Below are 26,254 nucleotides of genomic sequence, written 5' to 3'. Positions count from 1 at the left end.
TCAATAAAATAGGCGCTTTAGGCACTTTGTTTGAAATCAAATGTTTTCTAATTTTTATATCTAAAAGAAATTGCAATTTTTTAAACAATCGTTATTGTTATTTCAATGCTTATTTTATCTTTGTGAGTTGATGCAAATGATTATATATGTCTACAAATAACAATAAAAGAAGAGAAGCTTTACTATACCACGCCAAACCTACACCTGGAAAAATTCAGGTAGTTCCTACAAAAAAATATGCTACACAACGTGATTTGTCTTTGGCTTATTCGCCAGGAGTGGCAGAACCGTGTTTGGAAATAGCAAAAGATGTAAATAACGTTTATAAATATACGGCTAAAGGAAATTTAGTTGCTGTAATTACCAATGGAACTGCCGTTTTAGGTTTAGGCGATATTGGTCCAGAAGCCTCTAAACCAGTAATGGAGGGTAAGGCATTATTGTTTAAAATATTTTCGGATATTGATGTTTTTGATATAGAGGTAGATGCAACAGATATTGATAAATTTGTAGAAACTGTAAAAGCCATTGCGCCTACTTTCGGAGGAATTAATTTAGAAGATATAAAAGCACCAGAATCGTTTGAAATTGAACGAAGATTGGTGGAGGAATTAAACATTCCAGTAATGCATGACGACCAACATGGAACTGCTATAATTTCATCGGCAGCACTTTTAAACGCTTTAGAAATTGCAGAAAAAGACATTTCTAAAATAAAAGTAGTTGTTTCTGGTGCGGGTTCAGCGGCATTGGCTTGTGCGAATTTATATGTATTATTAGGCGTAAAACCAGAAAATCTTTACATGTTTGATGTAAATGGGTTATTAACCACTTGCAGAGAAGATGTTTCCGAATTGCAAATGCGTTATGCAAAATCTTGTGAACCGGCTTCTTTATCGGAAATAATAAAAGGTGCCGATATGTTTTTAGGATTATCCGTAGGTAATATATTAAAACCAGAAATGTTACTATCTATGGCAGCCAATCCAATTGTGTTTGCTATGGCAAATCCAGTTCCTGAAATAGATTATAATGTAGCGATAAATACTCGTGAAGATATCATTATGGCCACAGGTCGTTCTGATTATCCAAATCAAGTAAATAATGTATTAGGATTTCCTTATATTTTTAGAGGTGCTTTAGATGTTAGAGCCAGAAAAATTAACGAAGCTATGAAAATGGCTGCCGTTAGAGCATTGGCTGAATTAGCCAAATCACCCGTTCCAGAACAAGTGAATATAGCTTACGGTGAAAAGAAATTGGTGTTTGGAAAAGATTATATTATTCCAAAACCTTTTGATCCAAGATTGATTTCAACCATTTCTCCAGCTGTTGCAAAAGCAGCTATGGAAAGTGGCGTAGCGGATATAGAAATTACAGATTGGGATAAATACGCAAGTGACTTACAAGAACGATTAGGTGGCGATAATAAAATTGTAAAATTACTTACAAATAGAGCCAAAACAGAACCTAAAACTATTGTTTTTGCCGAAGCAGATCAGTTAGATGTACTAAAAGCTGCTCAAATTGTTCATGAAGAAGGAATTGGGATTCCAATTTTATTAGGGAACGTAGAAATTATTCAAGAATTAAAAGAAGAAATTGGATTTGATGCGGATTTAAAAATCATCGATCCAAAATCTAAAGATGAAAATAAAACCAGAGAAAAATACGCGCAATATTTTTGGAAAGCCAGACAACGTAGAGGAACTTCTTTGTTAGATGCTCAAAAATGGATGCGTGAGCGAAATTATTTTGCTGCTATGATGATAAATGCAGGTGATGCAGATTGTATGGTTACAGGATACTCTCGTAGTTATCCAAATGTAGTAAAACCGGTTATGGAATTAATTGACAAACAACAAGGTGTGTCAAGAATTGCTACAACAAATATAATGAACACCAAACGAGGTCCTTTATTTTTATCTGATACCGCAATTAATCCAAATCCATCTGCAGAAGAATTAGCGAAAATTGCTTTGATGACAGCTAAAACAGTAAGATTGTTTGGCATTGAGCCAGTTATTGCTATGATATCATTTTCTAATTTTGGATCTTCTTCAAGTGATAGTCCAATAAAAGTTAGACAAGCAGTTAAAATTTTACATGAAAACTATCCTGATTTAATAGTAGATGGTGAAATCCAAACTGATTTTGCATTAAATGCAGATATGCTAAAAAGTAAATTTCCATTTTCTAAATTAGCTAATAAAAAAGTAAACACTTTGATTTTCCCAAATTTAGATGCTGCAAATATTACTTACAAAATGCTAAAAGAATTAGATAAAGTAGTTTCAATTGGTCCAATTATGATGGGATTAGAAAAACCAGTACATATTTTTCAATTAGGTGCCAGTGTAGAAGAAATGGTAAATATGGCAGCAGTTGCAGTTGTTGATGCGCAAGAAAAGTTGAAAAATAAGTTGAAAATAAAAGCCAAAAAATAAATTTATGATATCACATATTCAAGGAAAATTAGTAGAAAAAACACCAACTGAAGTAGTTATAGAATGCCATGGTGTAGGGTATGAAATTCATATTTCATTGAACACCTATTCTCAAATTCCAGATTCTGAAAATGTGAAATTGTACACCTATTTACAAGTGAAAGAAGATTCACATTCATTATTTGGCTTCGCAGACAAAAAAGAACGAGAATTATTTAAATTATTAATTTCTGTTTCAGGAATTGGTGCCAGTACAGCAAGAACGATGCTTTCCTCATTAAATCCAGAACAAATTATTCAAGCCATTGCTTCAAATGATGTAGGAACGGTTCAATCGATTAAAGGTATTGGATTAAAAACAGCACAACGTGTTATTTTAGATTTAAAAGACAAAGTACTAAAAATCTATGCAATTGAAGAAATTTCTGGAAGTTCATACAATACAAACAAAGAAGAAGCGTTATCTGCTTTGGAAGTCTTAGGATATATTAGAAAAAATGCCGAAAAAGTAGTAGAAAAAATTATTATTAATTCGCCAGCAGCCACTGTGGAAGAATTAATTAAACAAGCATTAAAAGTATTATAATTTGAAAAAATTACTTAAAAATATAGTTTCAAGAACAAGCATTGTAATTTTTATAATGTTTATGAATGTGTGTAATTATGCTCAGACAACGCCAGTTAAAGAACAAGATTCAATAAAAACGGGATATAGTTTGGGACAAATTTCTTTGCCTAATCCTAAAAGTATTATTGATGGCTATACCTATGATCCTGTAACAAATAAATACATTTACACGGCTTCAGTAGATGGTTTTAATATTAATTATCCCTTAATTTTAACTCCAGAAGAATACGAAAAATTGGTTTTAAAAGAAACTATGAGAAAGTATTTCCAAGAAAAACAAAATGCAGTTGATGGGAAAAGAGCAGGTTCTGAAGAAGCAAGAAAAAACTTATTACCTAGATTTTATGTAAATAATAAATTTTTTGAAGCTATTTTTGGAGGAAATACGATTGATGTAAAACCAAGTGGTTCTGTTGAAGTAGATTTAGGTATCCGATTTACTAAACAAGACAATCCTTCTTTTTCGCCAAGAAATAGAAGAACTACCGCCTTTGATTTCAATCAACGAATTTCAATGGGGTTACAAGGAAAAGTAGGAACAAGATTGAATGTTAATATTAATTATGACACGCAATCGACATTTGCTTTTCAAAATTTAATAAAATTAGATTACGCACCAACTGAAGACGATATTTTACAAAAAATAGAAGTAGGTAACGTGAGTTTTCCTATTTCAAATTCTTTAATTCGTGGAGCGCAAAGTTTATTTGGAGTAAAAGCCCAATTTCAATTTGGAAAAACCACTTTTACAGGGGTTTTCTCGGAACAAAAATCACAATCAAGATCCATAACGAGTCAAGGCGGTGGAACTATTCAGGAGTTTGACTTTTTTGCATTAGATTATGATTCTGATAAGCACTATTTCTTATCACAATATTTCAGAAATAATTATGATAATGCCTTAAGAAATTATCCAGTAATTGATTCTCGTGCAAGAATTACCAGAATTGAAGTTTGGATTACCAACAGACAAAACAGAGTTGCAAATACAGATAACAACTTAAGAAATGTATTGGCTTTGCAAGATTTAGGAGAATCAAAATTAACTAATACCCCAGATAATGAAGTTGTGGGTACTGATTTATCTTTAAATCCAACATTTTTTAATGTAGCAGCAGATACACCAACAGACAATAAAAACAATAAGTTCAATCCTGGAACTATTGGACAAGCAGGTAGTTTTTTAACACCGGCAATTAGAGAAATCGCAACAGCATCTCAAGGTTTTAATTTGGTTTCTAATCCCACAAGTACCTTTTCTGAAGGTATTGATTACTCAAAATTAGAAAACGCCAGAAAATTAGCCACTACCGAATATACGTTTCATCCGCAATTAGGTTATATTTCCTTAAATCAGAAATTGCAAAATGACGAGGTTTTAGCGGTAGCGTATCAATACACCATTGGTGGAGAAGTATACCAAGTAGGGGAATTTGCTAATGATGGCTTAGAATCAACAACAGTTGATCCTGCGGGTGTACCAAGCACACAAGCATTAGTTTTAAAAATGTTAAAAGGAAGTTTAATCAATGTAAGTGAGCCAAGTTGGGATTTAATGATGAAAAACATCTATCAAATTCCTGGTGGAAATCAATTGCAACAACAAGATTTTAAATTTAATATTTTATACCAAGATCCTTCACCTTTAAATTATATTACACAAGCGGGTATTGACGCTTTGCCTTCTAATGTTGCCAATACACCTTTATTAAAAGTATTTAATTTAGATAAGTTAAATTTCACGAACGACCCACAACCAAATGGAGATGGATTTTTTGATTTTTATCCTGGAATTACTGTAGATTCTCAATACGGAAGAATTATTTTCACTACGGTTGAACCATTTGGTAAACACTTATTTAATAAATTAGATGTTACTACCTTAACGGAAGATTACGACACGCCATTATCATACAATTCAAACCAAGCAAAATACGTTTTCAGGACTTTATATAAATCTACACAAGCTGCTGCTTTACAAGAAAGTTCAAAAAATAAATTCAAATTAAAAGGTAGTTTCAAATCTGCTGGTGGCGATGGAATTTCTTTAAACGCGTTTAATGTACCGCAAGGAAGTGTTGTAGTTACTGCAGGCGGAAGAGTTTTAGTTGAAGGGGTAGATTATACCGTAAACTATCAAGCAGGTCGTGTTAATATTTTAGACCCATCTTTGTTGGCATCAAATACACCAATTAATGTTTCCTTAGAAAACAATTCAGTTTTCGGACAACAAACCAAAAGATTTTATGGTTTAAATGTAGAGCATAAATTTAATGAGAAGTTTTTATTAGGTGCGACTTTCTTGAAAGTAACAGAAAGACCATTTACGCAAAAAGCAGATTACAATCAAGAATCTGTAAATAATACAATAGTTGGTTTAAATACTAATTTTTCAACTGAAGTGCCTTTTTTAACAAGGTTGGTAAACAAATTACCAAACATTGAAACTGAAGCGCCTTCTAATCTGTCTTTCAGAGGAGAGTTTGCATATTTGTTTCCAAATGCACCAAAAGCTGCAGATTTTAATGGTGAACCAACTTCGTACATTGATGATTTCGAAGGGACTCAATCTAATATTGATTTAAAATCACCTTTAGCCTGGTCGTTAGCGAGTACGCCAATAGGTTTTGGTGGTGAATTAAATGAAGATAATCAAGTATATGGATACAAAAGAGCTAAATTGTCTTGGTATAATATTGATCCAATTTTTTATGTAAACAAGCCAGCAGGAATTACTGATAACGATATTTCTACCAATAAAACCAGAAGAATTTTTAGTCAGGAATTATTTCCAAATATCGATATCCCTCAGGGACAAACTAATGTAATTAATACTTTAGATTTAACCTATTATCCAAGAGAACGTGGGCCATACAATTACAATCCAGTTGCTGCATCAAACAATCAATTTCCTGCTATAGATGCACCTAATAATTGGGGAGGAATTATGCGCGCCATTAATACTACAAATTTTGAACAATCTAATGTAGAATATGTGCAGTTTTGGATGATGGACCCTTATTTTGGTATTACATCAGATGTTACAAATCCTTCAAATACAGGAACATTAACCTTGAATTTAGGAGAAATTAGTGAAGATATATTAAAAGATGGAAGAAAATTATATGAAAACGGTTTGCCAGAAAATGGAGGTACACAGCCAACGTATTCTACAAACTGGGGTAAAGTACCCGCATCTCAATCTTTAATTTATGCATTTGACACAAACGATGCCAATAGAGGGGTTCAGGATGTGGGTTTAAATGGATTGAATGATGTGGAAGAAAGGATTAAACACCCAGCTTTTGCCGCTTTTAATGATGCTTCTGCAGATAATTATCAATATTATTTAAATACTACAGGAACTATTTTAGATCGCTATAAAAATTATAATGGTTTTGAAGGAAATTCACCAATCACAGTAACCGATACGAATAGAGGAAATTCAACAATTCCCGATGTGGAAGATTTGAATAGAGACAATACTATGAATACGATAAATGCGTATTATAAATTTAATATTCCAATTTCTCCAAATCCAGTTGTAGGACAAAATTATGTGGCTGATGTTCTTACTACAACCGGTTCTGTACCTAACGGGAATGCCATTCCTGTTAGATGGGTACAATATAAAATTCCAATTTTAGAGGCAACTGCTGCAAATATTGAAGGACCAATTACTGATTTTAGAACCATTCGATTTATGAGAATGTTTTTATCTGGCTTTAATGATGAAGTAACACTTCGTTTAGGATCTTTAGATTTAGTTAGAGGCGAATGGAGACGTTACGTGTATACTTTAGATGCCTTAGATGCCGATGTGTCTAACGACGATACAGGTTTTGATGTAGTAGCTATAAATATTCAGGAAAATGCAAACAGAAGCCCTATCCCATATGTAGCACCTCCTGGAGTAGATAGAGAACAATTGTTTAATAACAATACGGTTATTAATCAAAATGAACAATCTTTATCTTTACGAATTTATAAGAAAGATGCATCAAATATAGGTTTAGGGGGTTTAGAAGAAAATGATTCAAGAGCTGTATTTAAAAATGTAGACGTAGACATGCGCCAATACAAAAAATTACGTATGTTTTTACACGCCGAGCCTTTAAAAGCAGATTTAGGAAATGGAACTGATTTAAAAGACGACGAATTAGTAGCGTTCATTCGTTTAGGTAATGACTTTACAGATAACTTCTATCAAATTGAAATGCCGTTAAGAGTAAGCTCTTTAAGTGCAAGAACAGCAGAAGATGTTTGGTTAGCAGATAACGAGATTGAATTGCCTTTGGCCTTATTATCTAAAATTAAAAGTCTAAATATCGCTGGTGACGGTTCAATTGTTCCGGATGCCAACGGAATTGCATTTTTAAATGAAAGTGCTTTGGGGTCATCAAAAAGCAGATTAAATATTGGTATTAAAGGAAATCCTAATTTCGGGCAAGTAAGAACCTTAATGATTGGGGTAAAAAACCCAAACCCATCTGCTACAGGTCCGTTAAGAGGAGAAGTTTGGTTCAACGAATTGCGTATGTCTGAAATGGACAACAAAGGTGGTTATGCCGCAGTGGCAAATTTAGATACAAACATAGCTGATTTTGCTACTTTTTCTGCAACAGGTAGAATTAGCACGATTGGTTTTGGTGCTTTAGAACAAGGACCAAATGAAAGAAGTCGAGAAGATGTGAAACAATATGACATCGTATCAAATTTTAATGTAGGACAAATTTTACCAAAAAAATGGAAATTAAATTTACCATTTAACTATGCAGTAGGCGAGCAAATAATTACACCAAAGTATGATCCGTCATTTCAAGATTTAGAATTAAAAGAAGTAATTGCCGCAGAATCAAATCAAGATAAAAAAGCAGAAATACAAAATCGTGCCACAGATTATACTAAGCGTACGAGTGTAAATTTCATTGGTGTTAAAAAAGAAAGAGGCGACAAACAAAAACAACATTTTTATGATGTAGAAAACGTTACGCTCTCATATTCTTTCAACGAAATGTTACATCACGATTTCCAAGTAGAAAATTTGGTTGATCAACAACAAAAAACTTCTTTAGATTATGCGTATTCATTTAAAGCAAAATCTATTGAACCATTTAAGAAGAATAAATTTTTCAAGAAAAACGGATATTATAAAGCAATAAGCGATTTTAATTTTAACTTTTTGCCAAGTAATGTAACGTTTAATTCAAATATTACCAGACAATTTAATCGTCAACAATTCAGATTAATTGATGTTCAAGGTATTGGTTTGGATCCATTATATAGAAGAAATTATTTTTTCAATTATCAATATGGCGTAAATTTTCCAATAACTAAATCATTAAAATTAAATTATACAGCTGCGAATAATAATATCGTACGTAATTATTTTGATACACAAAATAATCCAATAAACGATTTAGATATTTGGAATGATTACTGGAATTTTGGTACAGCAAACACACACAACCAACAAATAACAGCGAATTACGATTTACCAATTAATAAAATTCCAGCTTTAAGTTTTGTTAAAACTTCTTATGTGTATACAGGGGATTACAGTTGGCAACGATCTTCAGATGCGTTTTCAACTTTTCAAGCGTTAGATGGAACAATCTATCAATTAGGAAACACTATTCAGAATGCTAATTCGCATAAAATAAATGCCGGATTAGATATGAATATGTTTTATAAATATATAGGTTTAACAGTTAAAAAACAGAAAAAACAACCTGCAAATACTAAAAAAGCGCCGCCAAAACCAGGTGAAAAAGTAACCAATACGGTACCAAAGCAACCTCAAACGGAAGAAAGAAATGCGTTTGCTAGATTTGGAATTGGATTATTAACTTCTATAAAAAATATTCAGGTTAATTATTCCGAATCAGGTGGGACTTTATTGCCAGGTTATTTACCAGGTTTAGGATTTTTTGGAAGTTCAAGACCTACTTTAGGATTTGTCTTTGGAGATCAAGCTGATATTCGATACGAAGCAGCAAAAATGGGTTACTTAACCAATTATCCTGAGTTTAACCAAAGTTTTTCTCAAATTAAAACTAAAAAATTAGATTACACTGCTAGATTAGAATTGATACCCGACTTAGGAATCGATATTAATGCAGAAAGAAATATCACTGAAAATTATTCGGAACAATTTGATGCTGTTGGAGGTAATTATCAATCAAGAGCACCTTTTAGTACAGGGAATTTTAGTATTTCTACCGTGATGATAAAAACAGCTTTCAAAGCAAGTGATGAAAATGAATCTGAAATTTTCGATAGATTCCGAAAAAACAGATATGCAATAGCAATTCGTTTAGCTGAAGATTATTATGGAACAGCAAATTTTCCAAGAGAATTAGATGGTTTTCCTACCAAATTTGGTAAAAATAGCCAACGTGTTTTAGTGCCGGCTTTTTTATCTGCTTATACTGGTGTCAAAACGGATAAAGTACAAAACGGTTTATTTTCTAATTTTCCATTGCCAAACTGGACATTGAAATATACAGGATTTATGAAGATGGCTTGGTTTAAAGATAATTTCAAAAAATTCTCGATACAACACGGATATCGTTCAAGTTATAGTGTAAACGCATTTAGAAGTAACTTAAATCCAAGTCCTACGGATACAAAAGGGAATTTATTTCCAGATATTATAACATCTAATGTTAATTTAACAGAGCAATTTAATCCGTTAATTAACGTAAGTTTTGAGTTAAAAAACTCATTTAATGTAATGGCAGAAGTTAAAAAAGACAGAAGTTTGAATATGAGTTTTGACAACAATCTATTAACCGAAGTGCAAGGAAATGATTATACCGTTCGTTTAGGATACAGAATTAAAGGCGTTCAAATTAACTCGAAATTAGCAGACAACGCGCAAGGGATGATAAAGAGTGATATCAATTTAAAAGCCGATTTTACATTACGAGAAAACATGACAATTGTTCGATATTTAGATTATAATAACAATCAATTAGGTGGTGGACAGAATATTTGGTCGTTAAAGCTAACTGCAGATTATTCATTTAGCAAGAATTTTACAGCTATTTTCTTTTACGATCATCAGTTTTCTAAAGCGGTTATATCAACAGCTTTTCCGTTAACAAATATCCGTTCTGGATTTACTTTACGATATAATTTCGGAAATTAATATTAGTCGAAAGTTGAATGTCTGAAAGTCATCATGTCAATCACTTTAAGACTTTTGACTTTCGACTTTACGACATTATGACTTTATCACTTGCGACTTTAAAGAATATAATTTACATTTGTCAAATATAAAAACACAATTAATAAGATGAATATACCAGCGAATTTAAAGTACACAAAAGACCACGAGTGGGTTTCAATTGATGGCGATGTAGCAACTGTAGGAATTACTGATTTTGCTCAAAAAGAATTAGGAGATATCGTTTACGTTGAAGTAGAAACATTAGACCAAACTTTAGATAAAGATGAAGTTTTTGGAACTGTTGAAGCAGTTAAAACGGTTTCAGATTTATTTTTACCATTAAGTGGAGAAATTATCGAGTTTAATGACAACTTAGAAAGTAATCCAGAAGCTGTAAATTCTGATCCATATGGTGCAGGATGGATGGTAAAAGTAAAAATATCTGATGCTTCTGAAGCAACTCAATTACTATCAAGTGAAGATTACACGGCACTTATTGGGGCATAATTTTTTTAAAATTTGTGCCATTTTTTGGACACTTCTAATTGTTTATTTGTGTTTAAATGACGCGCCTAGTTTGCCAACAATTCCCTTTGAAAATATAGATAAAATTATACATTTTGTATTCTATTTTGTATTTGTTTTCTTATGGATTATGAGTTTAAAACACATTTCATTACGATATTTTTTAATCGTGCTTTTCATAGCATTTTTGTTAGGAATTAGTATTGAATTTTTACAAGAAAAATATACAAAAAATAGAGCTTTTGATTGGTATGATATTGTTGCTAATGCCTTAGGCGCTATCACCAGTTTTATATTAGTAAAATCTTACCACGTAATACAAAACAAAAACATCTCACATTAGTTGAGATGTTTTTTGTTTAATCAATAAATTCATATAATGAATATAAAACATTACTTAGATTCAACGTATTTAAAAACAGCCAAACAAGCTGGCGTTTCTGAAAAAGAAAACAATCAAATTGTCTCTGATTTTATACGTGAAGCAATTGAAGAAAAGTTTTTGTTAGTTATGCTTCGTCCAGATAAAATTGTTGACGCTAAGAAGCAATTGGTAGATGCCGCTTCAAAAGTGTTAATTGGCACCGTAATTGGATTTCCAGAAGGCGCTTTTTCTATTGATGAAAAAATAAGTGAAGCCAAAACTGCCATTGAAAACGGAGTAGATGAATTGGATTTTGTAATTAATTTTGAAGCCTTTAAATTAGGTAAAATTGATTTAGTAAAACAAGAAATACTGCAAGGAACAAAATTAGCGTTAGCGCATCGTAAAAAAATTAAGTGGATTATTGAAGTTGCAGCTTTAAATGGCTCACAAATTATTCAATTGACATCATTAATAAAAAATGTAGTAGTTGCAAACTTTACTGAAAAAGACTTCGATTCGGTTTTTGTAAAATCGTCTACGGGATTTTATAAAACAACAAACGGATTGCCAAATGGCGCTACGGTTCCTTCAATTATTGCCATGTTGGAAAATGCATTTCCACTTCAAGTGAAAGCGTCTGGTGGTATCAAAACAAAAGAAGAAGCGCTTCAAATGATACAATTAGGTGTAAAACGAATTGGAACTTCTGCAGCAAAATCCATTTCAGACGGGGTATTAGATTCTGGAAATTATTAAATTATAAATTTTGAATTTGCTTTACTAAGTATTGCGAAAACCAAAATCTTCTTACTATCTTTGCACTCGATTAAAAATTCACTTTTGAAAACAACTACCATCACATTAAAATCGATTTTCTTAGATTTTAAAGAAATTACAAAAGCTGGCTTAGCAATAAGTGTAGTGTTTTCTTCTATTGTGGGGTATTTGTTAGGTTTTTCAGATAAACATCCTTTTAGTATTACCACATTAATATTATTAGCCATTGGCGGCTATTGTATGGTGGGTGCTTCTAATCTTTTTAATCAAGTTATAGAAAAAGATTTGGATGCAAAAATGGATAGAACTAAAAACCGTCCAGTCCCATCAGGTCGAATGTCTTTAAATAATGCATTAACTTTAGGTTTTGTATTAACGTGTATTGGTTTGGTTGTATTGTATTTTATCAATCCAAAAACGGCAATGTTTGGGGCTATTTCTATATTTATGTATGTAAGTTTGTATACGCCATTAAAAACATTAACTCCTTTATCTGTTTTTGTAGGTGCTTTTCCAGGTGCTATACCTTTTATGTTAGGTTGGGTAGCTGCTACAGGAAGTTTCGGAATCGAAGCGGGGACTTTATTTTTAATTCAGTTTTTTTGGCAATTTCCACATTTTTGGGCAATAGGTTGGTTTTTATTTGAAGACTATGAAAAAGCCGGTTTTTTTATGTTGCCAACAGGAAAACGAGATAATAAAACAGCCATACAAATTATTTTATATACTTTTTGGTTAATGGTTGCATCTATTTTGCCAGTATTTGGTTTTACCGGTGCTTTACAATTGTCTGTTGCAGCAGCAATTGTGGTTTTTTTGTTAGGTTGCTGGATGCTATTTTATGCCATAAAATTATATAAAAATAGAGATGCAAAAACTGCAAAAAAATTAATGTTAGTAAGCGTAACTTACATAACTTTGTTGCAAATTATATATGTAATTGATAAATTTGTATAATCCAATAAATAAACAATAAAAAACACAAAATGTCTATATTTAAAATGTGTTTAAATAAATAAAAATGAAAAGTAGTTCAGAACAAGAAGCTTACGATAAAAAAGCAAAAACATATAAAATGCTGTTGTATTTTGCAATGATAAGCATAATAATGATTTTTGCAGGATTAACCAGTGCATTTGTGGTGAGCAAACAACGCCCAGATTGGTTGAAAGAGTTAGTTATTCCTACAACATTTACGTACAGTACAATAATATTGCTAATAAGCAGCGTTACTTTTTATTTGGCAAAAAGAGCCATTAAATCTAATAATCATTCTTTAACAAAAGTATATTTATTACTTACGTTAGCTTTAGGAATATCATTTGTCTATCTTCAATTTAAAGGATTTGATTTGTTGTTTAATCAAGGGTTAGTTCCTTTTGGTTCTTCAAGTAAAGTAACGGTCTCTTTTTTGTATGCTTTTGTGTTTGTACACGTAGCACATTTATTTGGAGGTATGATTTCATTAATTTATGTAATTTATAATCATTATAAACAAAAATACAATTCATCGCAATGCCTTGGTATTGAGCTAAGTGGCATCTATTGGCACTTTATGGATTTTATTTGGGTTTACTTGTTTTTATTTTTCTATTTTTTCAAATAGAAAAAAATCAATAAATTTGGGAACTTTTTAACAATAACTATTATATGAGCGCTACGGTTAATAATGAACACGCTTTAGACGGAGGTCCAGGACCAATGGGAGCCACTTATGGTAAAATGATGATGTGGTTTTTCATCGTATCAGATGCTTTAACCTTTTCAGGTTTTATCGCTGCTTACGGATTTTCTAGATTTAAATTTATCGAAACTTGGCCAATTGCCGATGAGGTATTTACCCACTTTCCATTCTTACACGGTGTAAACGCACCTATGTACTATGTGGCATTGATGACGTTTATCCTTATCTTTTCATCAGTAACAATGGTTATCGCTGTTGATGCGGGTCATAAATTACAAAAAACAAAAGTTGCTGTTTATATGTTACTTACAGTAATTGGTGGTTTTATGTTCTTAGGTTCTCAAGCTTGGGAATGGAAAAATTTCATCAAAGGTGAGTATGGTGCTGTAGAAACGGCTGGAGGTTCTATTTTACAATTTGTGAAAGTAGATAAATCTGAAAAAACAGGATACAAAAGAGTCAAATTAGAAGAATTTGCAGCTACTTTACCTGAAGAAAGAGAGCAGTTAACAAGAGATAAAGGGGTTTGGTTTATGGAAGAAGACCACGAATTACCACAATACTCTGTTAATGAAGTAATGGCTGGATTTAAATCACATCCTGAAATTTTGGTAAGAACAGAATTCATTACAAAGAAAAAAGAAAAAACAGTACTTTCTCGTGCTGAATCAGAAACTAAATTGAAAGACGCAATTTTAGTAGTTGAAGGTGCAAGTTTAATTAGAAACGAGTACGGTCATAAATTATTCGCAGATTTCTTCTTTTTCATTACAGGTTTCCACGGTTTCCACGTATTCTCTGGTGTAATGTTAAATATCTTAGTTTTCTTTAATGTATTATTAGGTACATATGAAAGAAGAAAAAGTTATGAAATGGTTGAGAAAGTTGGTTTATATTGGCACTTTGTCGATTTAGTATGGGTGTTTGTATTTACATTCTTCTATTTAGTTTAATTTTTAGTAAAAATAAAATATTATGGCACACGCACACGAATCTAATATGAAAAGAATCTGGACAGTATTCGGAATCTTATCTATCATTACAACAGTTGAAGTTTATTTTGGTATTACAAAACCAGATGCTTTATTTTTTGGAACTTTTATTAAAATGAGTTTACTTAACTGGTTGTTTATCATTTTAACAATCGTAAAAGCATATTATATTATGTGGGCTTTTATGCACTTAGAAGGTGAAAAGAAAAGTTTACGCTGGTCTGTTGTAGCTCCATTAGTATTCTTAATTTTATATTTATGTTTTATTATTTTAATTGAAGCAGATTATATTTTTGAAGTATTTGAAAATTCTCATTACAAATGGATGTTTTAATAAAATAAATAATAATAATCCCGTTCCGATTTATATTGGAACGGGATTTTTTTTATCTTTGTATATCAATATTTAACTTTTCTGTAGTGAAAAAATATATCGTATTAACTGTACTCTTCATTTTGCCAATAGTGGCTTATATGTTTTTCGCAACAGCCTCGCACAATTCCTTATTCCTACCCGTTATTTCAAAAAATCATACTGAACTTTCAAATGAATTTGTTTCATTAAATGGTGAGAAAGTGGTTTTAGATAAAAATATTACTGTTTTAGGTTTTCCAGGAAGTAATATTGAAGAAGTAAAAGCCAATTTATTTAACTTAAATCAGAAAATTTATAATAAATATGGCGGTTTTAAAGATTTTCAAATGGTGATGATTTTGCCAGAAGGAAATCAAGATAAAATTAAAGCCATAATGTTGGAGTTTAGAAGACTCTCAAATGATTTAAATAATTGGCATTTTCTTTTCGGAAAACCTGAAGCTATTGAAACGTACTATAATACCTTTAAATTTAAAAATAAATTAGATGCATTTACAGGCTCTCCTTTTGTGTATATTTTAGATAAAGAAAAAAGGTTAAGAGGAAGAAAAGGTCAGAAAATTAAAGGGAAAGTAGAATATAGAGAATGTTATAACACCATTTCTGCTGCAGAGTTACATAATGAAATGTCAGATGATGTTAAAATATTACTTCGCGAATACCGTTTGGCTTTAAAAAAGAACAAACGTAAAGATGATTTTAGAGATAAAATTGAACAAGAGGTAATTAAAAAATAGATAACTTAATGCTTAGAATAAATTAATTGATTCATGAAAAAAAACTCATATATAGGAATATCATTTATTGTTTTATTGTTCGGAATTTGGACAGTAAAAGAATTAACTGAAAGATTTAAAGATAGCGGTTTAGAAAAATTAGCTAAAGTACCTTCTTTTGAACTTACAGACCAAAACGGTAAGAAAATATCAGATAAATCATATTTGGGAAAAGTCTATGTGGTTGAATTTTTCTTTTCATCTTGTCCAACAATATGCCCGAAAATGAATCAAAATATGTTGCTATTGCAAGAAACTTTTTATGGCGACTTAAATTTCGGAATTGCTTCAATCACTATAGATCCCGAAAATGATACAGCCGCCGCCTTAAAAGAGCACGCTAAATCATTAGGTGTAAAACATTCGAATTGGCATTTTTTAACAGGTGATTATGAGTATATTATGAGTATTGCAAATAAAGGGTTTAATATATTTGCAGGTAAAAATGATAAAGTACAAGGTGGTTTCGAACATTCAGGACTTTTTGCTCTAATTGATAAAGAAGGAAATATCAGATGTCGAAAAGATAAATTTGGTAACCCAATTATGTATTACGATGGCCTTGAACAATCAGGAATTGATGCCATTAAAGAAGATATTAAATTATTATTAAAAGAGTGATTATAAAAATTAATAACTTATTATATGAATTTTAGAAATTAATATAATTTCTTCAATCTGTGTTCGAAAAAAATAATTAAAATGGAAAACAACATCGAAACAAAATACAATAAACTAATAACAGCTGTATCTATTATTATTCCAATTGCTGTAGCTGCTTTATTTGGTGTGAATATAAGAAAATTAGGGTACGATGTGGAACCTTTAAACTTTTTACCACCTATCTATGCAACTATAAACGGAATTACCGCGGTTTTATTAGTTATAGCCGTGTTAGCTATAAAAAACGGTAAAAGAAAACTGCACGAATATTTAATGAAAACAGCTATTGCTTGTTCCTTAGCCTTTTTATTAATGTATGTGGCGTACCATATGACTTCAATTTCCGCTGTGTTTGGTGATACAAACCATAATTCTATCTTAGAAGAATCAGAAAGAATAGCAATTGGTTTTGAAAGATATAATTATTTGTTTATTCTTATTACACATATTTCACTTTCAGTAATTATTATTCCTTTAGTATTAATTACGTATGTTCGAGCTTTAGCGTATCGATTTGATAAGCATAAAAAATTAGCAAGAATTACATTCCCAATTTGGTTATATGTTGCTATTACGGGTGTGGTGGTTTATGTAATGATTTCGCCTTATTATGTTAAGTAAAGTCAAAAGTCAAAAGTTAAAAGTCAAAGGTCGAAAGTATACACTAAAAAAGATTTATTTTTTACTTTTTAATTGTTTCTTTTTACTTGAAGGAAACGCACAATGTGCTATGTGCAGAGCTTCATTACAAAATGAAGCTAACAAAGCAGTTGCCGAAGGTGTTAATGACGGAATTGTGTATTTAATGGCAATACCTTATATTTTAGTAGCGGGCGTTTTTTTCGCAGTTTGGCGATTAAAACAAAAGAAAAAAGTAGTCGCAGAATAATTTTTCAAAAACCAAACCAAAATTTCTTGCAAACTTGTCTCCATGAAAGGGTCTCACTTAACGTTGTTCAATTCAACTAATAAGAGATGCTTACAGCATGACAAACTTTATGGCTAATTGCGTCTTTAGTATTTTTGCTTTTGCCTTTTTACTTTTGCCATTTTACTTTTTACTTTTCACTATTCCATTCCATCAATTGTAATTTTCATTGAACCTGATGAAGTAATAAAGGCAACAATGCCACTTTCGGTAAGTTCCATTTTTTCAAACACAAAATCGTTTAATTTTCCGTTTACAAAAACACCTTTCATTGGTGAGTAATTTGTTAAATAAGGAAGCATACTTTTCTTTCCTTCCTCTAAATTAGGTTGAATAGAAAACTTGCAACTTTCTTTAATTTTCTTTAAGATTACGCCTTGTAACAACCAATTTGCAGTTTTTGTTAACACGCCTTTTGTGTTTAAAACGTAATCCATTTCTTCAAAATAAATTTCTTTAGTTTCAATATTGTATTTCGGAATTCCAGCTAAATATATTGTTCCATTTACCGATCCAATCATATCTAAAGCAATAATCATTTTTCCATCTTTATACCATAATGCTACTTTTTGAACGGTGATTTTTCTTTTCCCAGAACCAAATTCTTGACCAGCAAAATTTTTAGTCATAATTCTACTTGCGCTTTCGTATGAAGAAACAGCCGCAACTGAAGCATTAAAATCGGATGGAATTTTAGCAACCGCTTTAGAAACGATTTTAGTTTTGTCAAATCCGCTTTTTGGTTTTTGGCCAATTAAAGTTTGCATCTGACATTTTAATCCTAAATTCATTGTAATTTTAGAATTACTCAAAACTGCATTTGTACTATACATTTCATTTGGAACTAATTTGAACCAAGTTTCATACGTTTCATTTGCCATAAAAGGTGTAGAAAGTGTTTCTAAAACTTGCATAACTTGCGTTTTAAAATCACAACTTTTATTTATTGCCTCATCAATCATCTTGGCTATTTTCCCTTTAAAAATAGATAAAGTGGGATTAACGATATAGGTAATTGGTACATTTTTTCCAGCTACTACGATACTTGGACTTTCGTTCCATTCAAAATCTTCAATTTTAGAAGTGGTGTTTAGTTTCCAGTTGGCGAAATTGGCTTTACTACTTAAAGTTATGGTTCCGTTTAAATTTATTTCTCGAGTGTCGTTTAGACCCATAAATTCGGTGCCGTATTTTATTTTTGCCCAAATTTTTAAAGGAATTACCGAAACAATTTCACCGTTTTGTTCTACCAATTTGATATCAGAAGTTTTCCAAATTTTCATTTCTGTTTTATCATCGTTTAAAATGGTATCAGCATAAATTAACCCTTTTACATTTTTATTTAAATGATATTCCACTTCCTTTAAACTCACTTCCATAGGCATTGCAATTAGCGATGTTTTATTGCTATACACAATTGGAGCATTGTTGCTGGGTTCTGGTTTTAGTGCTTCTATTTTTTTTGAAGAACCGCAACTAAAGATTCCTAAGCTTATAATGCTAAAAAGCAAAATTTTAATTTTTATATTCATAATTAACGATTCTGTAAAACGATTTTAAGAAAAACAAAAAATATAAGAAAATATTGTATTCTGTTTTAATTTATTTCTGGTATAAAAGTAAAATTTTTAATTGTAAAGTGTAACATTTTTAATAAACAATGGTCAAATAGTAAAACAATTATTATAATGAAGTCAGTACAAATCGTTTTGATACTATTTTTTGTGAGTGTTACTTCTTTTGCCCAAGAAAAAAAATGGACATTAAAAGAATGTATTTATTATGCCATAAAAAATAATATTTCCATTAAACAATCGGAATTAGATACGCAAACTACAGCTATCGCTAAAAAAGATGCTATTGGTAATTTTTTACCAAACGTAAACGCATCTTCATCGCATTCTTGGAATATTGGTTTAAATCAAAACATTACAACGGGTTTATTAGAAAATCAAACGACGCAATTTACCTCTGCCAATTTAAATGCAAATGTGGATATTTTTAAAGGATTGCAAAATGTAAATCAGTTAAGAAAAGCCAATTTAGCTATCATTGCTTCTCAATATCAGTTAACGAAAATGCAAGAAGATATTGCGTTAAACGTTGCCAATGCTTACTTACAGATTTTATTTAATAAAGAAAATTTAAAAGTTCAAACCCAACAAAAGTTACTTAATACAAAACAATATAACAGAACTGTTGAATTAGTGGAAGCAGGAAATGTTCCAAAAGGCGATTTGTTAGACATCCAAGCTACTATGGCTACAGGAAATCAGCGTGTAATTGTGGCAGAAAACACCTTGTTATTATCTAAATTAAGTTTGGCACAATTATTACAGATTAAAGATTTTCAAAATTTTGATATTTCGGAAGACGATATGCCTTCGATGTTATCAACAGTTTTAAACGAAACACCAGAAGCGGTAATTGCTAAAGCTAAAGAAAACAGAACGGAATTAAAAATTGCTGAAACCAATGTGGCAGTAGCAGAAAAAGATATTTCTATCGCTAAAGGAGCTTATTTACCAAGTTTAACCGCTTTTTATGGTTTCAATACCAGAGCATCAAATTCCAACGGATTTGAAATAATTAATGGTGTACCGATAGTAACGAGTCCAAAACCTTTGTTTGATCAGTTTAGTACTAATAAAGGTCAAAATTTTGGTTTTTCACTAAATATTCCAATTTTTAATGGTTTTGCTGTGAAAAATAATGTAGCTCGTACCAAAATTGCATTAGCGAAAAGTCAGTTAGCCAAAGATCAACAAGAATTAGATATTGAGCGCAATGTATTTACAGCGTATACCGATACAAAAGCCGCAAAAGAAAGTTATGAAGCGGCATTACAAATTGTAAAAGCGCGCGAATTAGCGATGCAATACGCTAAAGACAGATACGAAATTGGTATGATGAATGTTTTTGATTACAACCAATCTCAAACTGCTTTCGTAAACGCACAATCAGAAGTATTAAGAACCAAGTATGATTATATTTTTAGAATTAAAATTTTAGAATTTTATTTCGGAATTCCACTTATAGAAAAACAATAAAGCTATGTCAAGAAAAAAATTATTTATCATTTTAGGAAGTGTAGTTGCAGTGATTGTACTATTAATTATTCTTAAAAAATCAGGAAAAATTGGAAATAACGACGACAGTAAAATTGTAGAAGTTTCTAAAGCAGAAACGATGACGATTATTGAAACCGTTTCGGCAACTGGTAAAATTCAACCAGAAGTTGAAATTAAAATTATGCCAGAAGTTTCAGGTGAAATTATTGCCTTAAACGTAAAAGAAGGGCAGGAAGTTAAAAAAGGACAATTATTGGTAAAAATAAATCCAGATATTTATACTTCTGGAGTTGACCGAACTGTCGCGTCTTTATCAACTTCAAAAGCTGGTGTAAGTCAAGCTGATGCTCAAGTTAAAGAAGCAAAAGCCAATTACGACAGAAACAAAAAACTGTACGATAAAGGCGTAATTTCTCGTGCAGAATGGGACAGAATTGTTTCTGCTTATGAAGTGGCAGTTGCCAGTAAGCAATCGGCATATTACCAAATGAAATCGGCTTCGGCAAACGTTACAGAAGCAAGTGATAATTTAAAAAGAACAACCATTTTTGCACCTGCTGACGGAACCATTTCTAAATTAGATATAGAGTTAGGCGAAAGAGTTTTGGGACAACAACAAATGGCTGGTACAGAAATGATGCGTATTGCCAACTTAAATAATATGGAAGTTGAAGTTGATGTAAATGAAAATGACATTGTAAAAGTAAGTATTGGCGATTCGGCAAAAATTGAAGTTGATGCTTATTTAAAAAGAAAATTTGATGGTGTAGTTACAAGTATTTCTAACTCAGCTACAACAGGTTTAACAGCAGATCAAGTAACGAATTTTAAAGTAAAAGTTCGATTAGTAAAAGAATCGTACCAAGATTTGTTAGAAGGGAAACCAGTTAGTTATTCTCCTTTTAGACCAGGAATGACGGCTACTGTTGATATCGAAACAAAAAGAAGTACAAATGTTTTAGCAGTTCCAATTAGTGCTATCGTAATTAAAGATGATACTACATCAACCAAAAAAGATATTGTAGCCGAAATTGAAAAAGAAGAAGCAGAGAAAAAAGGAAATGCGCCTAAAAAAGATATTAAATTTGAATGTGTTTTTGTAAAAGTTGGTGATAAAGCCAAAATTAGAGTCGTAAAAACCGGGATTCAAGATGATACCAATATTGAAATTTTATCTGGCTTGAAAAAAGGAGATGAAATTATAATTGGACCGTACACTTTAGTTTCAAAAGACTTACTGCCAAATGATAAAGTAAGATTAGAAACCAAATCTGACCAAGATAAAAAAGCTAAAGAACAAAAAAGTTAGTTAATATAGTTTTGATTTTAGAAAAGACACAAGAAATTGTGTCTTTTTTTGTTTCTTTGTGTATTAAATTTAAAATAAAAATGGCATTAATTCTGAATATAGAAACCGCTACAAAAAATTGCTCAGTTGCTTTGTCAAAAGACGGTAAAACGCTTGCAATAAGAGAAATAGCAGAACAAAATTTTTCACATGCTGAAAAATTACATGTTTTTATTGAGGAGCTCCTTTTAGAAACCAATGTAACATTAAAAGAAGTAAAAGCTATTGCTGTTAGTCAAGGACCAGGTTCTTATACAGGTTTACGAATTGGAGTTTCTGCAGCAAAAGGTTTGTGCTATGCATTATCTATTCCGTTAATAGCTATTGATACTTTAGAAATTTTGGCGAGAAAAATAAATATATCAAACGGAACTATTTTACCTATGATTGACGCCAGAAGATTAGAAGTATACAGTGCGTTTTTTGATAGTAATTATGCTAAAATTAGAGAAACAAAAGCGGAAATTATTGATGAAAATTCGTTTCAAGAAACATCCGAAATATTACATTTAATTGGCGATGGCGCGATGAAATTTAAAGAAATTTTAACGGATGAAAAATTTAAATATTATCCAAAAATTCAATTTCCTTCTTCTGAAGAAATGAGTTTAATTTCTTTTCAAAAATTTCAAAATAAACAATTTGAAGATGTGGCCTATTTCGAACCTTTTTATTTAAAAGATTTTGTTTTAATTACAAAAAAATAAATTTTAAACATTAAAAAAGGGCTATTTACATAATATAAACAGCCCTTTTTTTATTGTAAGAAAAAATTAGCCATTCATAGCTTCTACTATAATTGAATTATTTTTTAACATATCGCGTAACATATTTTCAATTCCGTTTTTCAAAGTAAATGTTGAAGACGGACAACCACTACAAGCGCCTTGAAGCGTCACTTTTACTACATTTGTGCTTTCGTCATACGAGTTAAAAGTAATATTTCCACCATCGCTTTGAACAGCAGGTTTTACATATTCTTCTAAAATATTGATGATTTGTTGAGAGGTAACATCTAAATTATCAAAAAATTCTTCTTGTTTAATTTTGAAATTATCTGTTTTTTCAATTAAACTTTCGTCTACAACTAAATCGGTTTGCTCTAGATATTGTTTTAAAAAAGTTCTTAATTCTAATGTAATATCATTCCATTCGGCAATATCATATTTTGTAATTGAAATGTAATTTTCATCAATAAAAACTTCTTTAACAAATGGGAAACTAAATAAATCTTTAGCTAAAGGAGATGCTTTTGTTTCATCAATGTTTTTACATTCAACTGCAGTATTTGTAAGTTTTTTATTTGCTACAAATTTAGTAACCGCAGGGTTTGGTGTAGATTCAGCATAAATCGTAATTGGATTTTTTTTCGCAATTGTATCTTCTATAAGAATTTGTTCTCCTTTTGCTATAAAATCTTCAATTTGTTTTGCTACTTCTTCTTGAACGTCTTCCCATTCTACTATTGAAAATTTTTCTATTGCAATAAAATTTCCTGAAATGTAAACGGACTTTACAAAAGGAAGAAAAAATAATTGCTTGGCTAAAGGTGAATTTGTAGTTTCATCTATGTTTTTAAATTCGAAATTTTGATTTCTAGTGATAAATTCTTCTAATTCAAATTTTACAATTGATAGGTTATTTGTGCTTTTTATCGATATTTTACTCATTTTATTTCAATTTTTTTACAAAGATATAAACATTCATTAAAGTAAAGTTATATATTTGAAGATTATAATTTTGTTAACACAATTACGATATATTCAAAATGAAGAAAATTACAATATCTATTTTTTTATTATTTTTTAGTGGGATATTATTCTCACAATCAATAAATGTTAATACTACTACTTATTCTGTTTCTCAGTTGGTTCAGGATGTATTAATTGATTCACCGTGTGCTCAAGTAAGTAATTTTACTTCTCAAGGGAATTGTGGAATTGGTTATTTTTCTTATGGAGGCTCTCCTGCAAATTTTCCCTTTCAAGATGGTGTAATTATAAGATGTGGAAATGCTGGACTTTCTTCAGGTAGTTTTAATGGTACCACAGACACTAGTGTCTGTTCTGGAGCTGGAGACGCACAACTTTCAGCAATTAGCGTTGCAAACGGAAATGCTGGCCCTATCAATGACGTTTCTTATGTTAAATTTAATTTTACACCTTTTACAGATAATTTTAGCTTTAATTTTATTTTTGCTTCTAATGAATACGGTACTTACCAATGTGGTTTTAGTGATGTTTTTGCCTTTATACTTACGGATGTTACTGCTGGAACTGCACCACAAAATTTAGCGGTAATTCCAGGAACTACTACGCCTGTTTCTGTTACGAATATTAGAAATAGTGCTTATAATGCTACATGTGCTTCTGTAAATCCTACTTACTTTTCAGTGTTTACCCCAATTATAACGCCTGCTTCTAACACAGTGATGAATATGAGAGGATATACAGTTCCTATGACAGCTTCTGCAACCGTTATACCAAATCATATTTATACCATAAAATTAGTAATTGGAGATTATAATGATACGGCTTTCGATTCTGCAGTTTTTATTGAAGGAGGGAGTTTTAATGTTGGGGTAGCTAATATAACATATCCAATTGGCTTAGGGGGCGCATATACGCAAAACATGTTGGTTTCTAATGGGCAAGCTATTTGTCCAGGTCAAACTAGAGTTATTAGCACAGGTTTAAATGCCGCTAATTTTGATTTTGTTTGGAAAAAAAACGGAGTAGATATGAATATAGATGCCCCTTCTATTACGGTTAGTTCGCCTGGTACTTATTGCGTAAGCGCGAGTGTTACAGGTGGTGGTGCTTGTTCACAAACAGACTGTATTATAGTGGAGTATTTTACGGGTTTTCCAATTAATCAAACACCACAAAATTTGGTTGTTTGTAGCTCACCTGCAAATTTAACAGCACAAAATAGCATTATTTTAGCTGGTTTAGATCCTACAATGCATGATGTGGAATATTATTTTTCAATGGGTGATGCACAAGCTGAGAATAATCCAATTACAGCTCCGATTGCAATAACTTTAGGTGCTACTATTCCAATAGTTGCTAGAGTTACAAATATTTTTGCAGCTTGTCCGGAATATGCTACTTTTAATGTTACTTATATTAATAATAATACGGTAGCTTCAGCATCTTCAACACCTACTATATGTCAGAATACACCTTTAACAGCAATCACTCATGCCACTACAGGTGCAACCGGAATAGGAACAGCTACGGGTTTACCAGCTGGTGTAACGGCAGCATGGGCCTCAAATACCATTACTATTAGTGGTATGCCAACCGCATCAGGTACTTTCAATTATTCCATTCCTTTAACTGGAGGTTGCGGGACAATTACTGCCACCGGTACGATAACTGTAACACCTGGTTATACAGTTTCACCTGCATCATCGACTCCAACATTATGTTCAACAACTACTTTAATACCAATTACTCATACTACAACAGGCGCTACAAATATTGGTACTCCAACAGGATTACCTGCGGGTGTTACGGCGACTTGGGCATCTAATATTATTACAATAAGCGGAACGCCATCTGTAACTGGAACTTTTAATTATTCTATTCCTTTAACTGGTGGTTGTGGTACAATTAGCGCTACTGGAACAATCACAGTTATTTCTATTAATACTGTTGCTCCGGGCACTACCAATCCGTCATTTTGCTTAAATTCACCTATATTGCCAATAACACATACCACAGGAGGCGCTACAGGAATTGGAACTGCAACAGGACTTCCAGCAGGAGTTACGGCTAATTGGGCAGCAGACACAATTACAATAAGTGGAACACCAACTGTATCTGGTACTTTTATTTATTCAATTCCATTAACAGGAGGATGTGGAACTATTAATGCTACAGGAACTTTGGTTGTCAATATGGATAATACAGTTACCATCGCCTCTTCTTTGCCTTCATTATGTACTAATGTTGCATTAATCCCTATAACTCACACCACTACAGGCGCTACAGGTATAGGAACTCCAACAGGACTTCCAGCAGGTGTTACGGCTACTTGGGCAGCTAATACTATTACGATTAGTGGCACACCAACCGCTTCAGGAAATTTTAACTATAGCATTCCGTTAACGGGAGGTTGTGGTTCGATAAATGCTACTGGTACGATTACAGTAACAACAGCTAATACTGTTACTGCTGCAACTTCTTCACCAACATTATGTTTAAGTTCTACTTTTACACCAATATCTCATACTACTACAGGAGCAACAGGTATAGCAAGTACAACTAATAATTATGGTTTACCACCAGGAGTTACTGCTAGTTGGTCAGCAGATACTATTACTATTAGTGGTACACCAACTACTACTTTAGGAAGTCCATTTAATTATAGTATCCCATTAACTGGAGGATGTGGTGGAATTGCTACAGGAACAATCACGGTTAATCAGCAACCAACCGTAACTAGTTTCACGGGTACTACATCTATTTGTTCAGGAAGTTCAACAAATTTA

General features: G+C 31.6%; 20 protein-coding genes. 18 read left to right on the top strand and 2 right to left on the bottom strand.

Translation table 11 applies throughout. The features are described from left to right. Positions 1-146: 146 nt before the first annotated feature. The 14 genes from ACIQ16_RS00100 (at position 147) to ACIQ16_RS00035 (ending at position 17,298) form a co-directional block, all read left to right on the top strand. Entirely contained in the window at positions 147-2,447 is a 2,301-nt protein-coding gene (locus tag ACIQ16_RS00100) for an NADP-dependent malic enzyme (protein ID WP_396147984.1), read from the top strand. Positions 2,448-2,451: 4 nt separating this feature from the next. Beyond that, positions 2,452-3,033, top strand: coding sequence for a Holliday junction branch migration protein RuvA (gene ruvA / locus ACIQ16_RS00095; protein WP_396147983.1), 582 nt, complete (start codon positions 2,452-2,454; stop codon positions 3,031-3,033). A 55-nt stretch (positions 3,034-3,088) separates the two neighbouring features. Next, positions 3,089-10,228: a cell surface protein SprA gene (sprA, locus tag ACIQ16_RS00090; RefSeq protein WP_396148099.1), complete on the top strand. Its 7,140-nt coding sequence runs from the start codon at positions 3,089-3,091 to the stop codon at positions 10,226-10,228. Positions 10,229-10,375: 147 nt separating this feature from the next. Next, positions 10,376-10,756, top strand: a complete 381-nt coding sequence (gene gcvH / locus ACIQ16_RS00085) for a glycine cleavage system protein GcvH (RefSeq protein ID WP_396147982.1) — start codon at positions 10,376-10,378, stop codon at positions 10,754-10,756. Continuing rightward, positions 10,695-11,117, top strand: coding sequence for a VanZ family protein (locus ACIQ16_RS00080; protein WP_396147981.1), 423 nt, complete (start codon positions 10,695-10,697; stop codon positions 11,115-11,117). Before gcvH ends, ACIQ16_RS00080 begins: the two co-directional genes overlap by 62 nt. 36 nt (positions 11,118-11,153) lie before the next feature. Beyond that, the gene (gene deoC, locus ACIQ16_RS00075) at positions 11,154-11,897 is read left to right on the top strand and encodes a deoxyribose-phosphate aldolase (protein ID WP_396147980.1); all 744 of its coding nucleotides are present in this window, start codon (positions 11,154-11,156) and stop codon (positions 11,895-11,897) included. An 84-nt stretch (positions 11,898-11,981) separates the two neighbouring features. Next, positions 11,982-12,875: a heme o synthase gene (gene cyoE / locus ACIQ16_RS00070; RefSeq protein WP_396147979.1), complete on the top strand. Its 894-nt coding sequence runs from the start codon at positions 11,982-11,984 to the stop codon at positions 12,873-12,875. Positions 12,876-12,939: 64 nt separating this feature from the next. After that, positions 12,940-13,524 (top strand): cytochrome c oxidase subunit 3, encoded by a 585-nt coding sequence (locus tag ACIQ16_RS00065; protein WP_353078298.1) that lies wholly within the window; start codon positions 12,940-12,942, stop codon positions 13,522-13,524. A 44-nt stretch (positions 13,525-13,568) separates the two neighbouring features. Further along, a complete protein-coding gene (locus ACIQ16_RS00060) occupies positions 13,569-14,555 on the top strand; it encodes a cytochrome c oxidase subunit 3 (protein ID WP_353078300.1) in 987 nt (328 codons plus the stop codon). Positions 14,556-14,577: 22 nt separating this feature from the next. After that, the gene (locus ACIQ16_RS00055; RefSeq protein ID WP_396147978.1) at positions 14,578-14,928 is read left to right on the top strand and encodes a cytochrome C oxidase subunit IV family protein; all 351 of its coding nucleotides are present in this window, start codon (positions 14,578-14,580) and stop codon (positions 14,926-14,928) included. Between the two features lie 86 nt (positions 14,929-15,014). Beyond that, positions 15,015-15,707, top strand: a complete 693-nt coding sequence (locus ACIQ16_RS00050; RefSeq protein ID WP_396147977.1) for a hypothetical protein — start codon at positions 15,015-15,017, stop codon at positions 15,705-15,707. Between the two features lie 33 nt (positions 15,708-15,740). Next, positions 15,741-16,367, top strand: a complete 627-nt coding sequence (locus ACIQ16_RS00045; protein ID WP_396147976.1) for an SCO family protein — start codon at positions 15,741-15,743, stop codon at positions 16,365-16,367. Positions 16,368-16,448: 81 nt separating this feature from the next. Further along, positions 16,449-17,030, top strand: a complete 582-nt coding sequence (locus tag ACIQ16_RS00040) for a DUF420 domain-containing protein (RefSeq protein ID WP_396147975.1) — start codon at positions 16,449-16,451, stop codon at positions 17,028-17,030. 109 nt (positions 17,031-17,139) lie between these two features. Further along, the gene (locus ACIQ16_RS00035) at positions 17,140-17,298 is read left to right on the top strand and encodes a hypothetical protein (protein ID WP_396147974.1); all 159 of its coding nucleotides are present in this window, start codon (positions 17,140-17,142) and stop codon (positions 17,296-17,298) included. A 179-nt stretch (positions 17,299-17,477) separates the two neighbouring features. On the opposite strand, the gene ACIQ16_RS00030 is transcribed toward ACIQ16_RS00035, so the two are convergent. After that, positions 17,478-18,869: a DUF4403 family protein gene (locus tag ACIQ16_RS00030; RefSeq protein ID WP_396147973.1), complete on the bottom strand. Its 1,392-nt coding sequence runs from the start codon at positions 18,867-18,869 to the stop codon at positions 17,478-17,480. Between the two features lie 156 nt (positions 18,870-19,025). Between ACIQ16_RS00030 and ACIQ16_RS00025 the strand changes: the two genes are divergently transcribed. From ACIQ16_RS00025 to tsaB, 3 genes are all read left to right on the top strand, one after another. Then, positions 19,026-20,387 (top strand): TolC family protein, encoded by a 1,362-nt coding sequence (locus ACIQ16_RS00025; protein WP_396147972.1) that lies wholly within the window; start codon positions 19,026-19,028, stop codon positions 20,385-20,387. 4 nt (positions 20,388-20,391) lie between these two features. Next, positions 20,392-21,717, top strand: coding sequence for an efflux RND transporter periplasmic adaptor subunit (locus ACIQ16_RS00020; protein WP_291242272.1), 1,326 nt, complete (start codon positions 20,392-20,394; stop codon positions 21,715-21,717). An 80-nt stretch (positions 21,718-21,797) separates the two neighbouring features. After that, positions 21,798-22,463 carry a tRNA (adenosine(37)-N6)-threonylcarbamoyltransferase complex dimerization subunit type 1 TsaB gene (tsaB, locus tag ACIQ16_RS00015; RefSeq protein ID WP_396147971.1) on the top strand — a complete coding sequence of 222 codons (666 nt, stop codon included), beginning with the start codon at positions 21,798-21,800 and terminating at the stop codon, positions 22,461-22,463. A gap of 66 nt (positions 22,464-22,529) precedes the next feature. On the opposite strand, the gene ACIQ16_RS00010 is transcribed toward tsaB, so the two are convergent. Then, the gene (locus tag ACIQ16_RS00010) at positions 22,530-23,426 is read right to left on the bottom strand and encodes a NifU family protein (RefSeq protein WP_396147970.1); all 897 of its coding nucleotides are present in this window, start codon (positions 23,424-23,426) and stop codon (positions 22,530-22,532) included. 98 nt (positions 23,427-23,524) lie between these two features. Between ACIQ16_RS00010 and ACIQ16_RS00005 the strand changes: the two genes are divergently transcribed. Further along, on the top strand, positions 23,525-26,254 hold a 2,730-nt coding region (locus ACIQ16_RS00005), incomplete at its 3' end, for a choice-of-anchor L domain-containing protein (protein WP_396147969.1).

This window comes from Flavobacterium sp. (assembly GCF_044360715.1).
Taxonomy (GTDB): Bacteria; Bacteroidota; Bacteroidia; order Flavobacteriales; family Flavobacteriaceae; genus Flavobacterium.
The sequence above is the reverse complement of the archived record's forward strand: the minus strand, read 5'-3'. Positions and strand labels throughout refer to the sequence as shown.